The following is a 454-nucleotide window of genomic DNA, read 5'->3' as shown; positions in this document are numbered from 1 at the left end:
ATATCGCCGAGATGGCGCTGATAGATGGTGCTGCCGCGGCCGAATTCGGGATCGCGGCCGTCCTTCGCGTCGGCGTTGTAGGTCGCGATCGTCGCCGAGAGCACGGACGGTTTGATGCCGATCTGCGCCGCGAGCTGCGCGATATCCGCAGCCTCGACCAACTCGCCGCTCGCCACGTGGCGCCGAATCCCGCGCGTGAACGGCTTGATGCGGCCGAGGCCGTAGCTCCACAGAAATTGGCGGTCGCACACCAGATAGAACGGACGGTCCGGCTCGCCCTTGCCGTCACGCAGCATGGCAAGAACGAACTCGTGGTAGGACAGCGCCTCGTTGACGAAGCGCCGGCCGGCGGCGTTGACGGCAATCACGCCGGGCTTGGCGCGATCGGTCACCGTGTGGGGGAAGACACCCCGACTGCCGTCGGCGCGGCGGAACAGCGAGGCCGGCACCCAAT

1 protein-coding gene is annotated in these 454 nt (G+C 67.4%); it reads right to left on the bottom strand.

Features of this window, described 5'->3' with window-relative positions; translation table 11 throughout:
* A partial coding sequence (locus QC029_RS31380) for an FAD-binding protein (RefSeq protein ID WP_279559096.1) occupies nt 1-454 on the bottom strand: 454 nt, incomplete at both ends.

It is taken from the genome of Streptomyces sp. DH37 (assembly GCF_029813835.1).
Lineage (GTDB): Bacteria > Actinomycetota > Actinomycetes > Streptomycetales > Streptomycetaceae > Streptomyces.
This window is presented reverse-complemented; position numbering and strand designations above follow the sequence as displayed.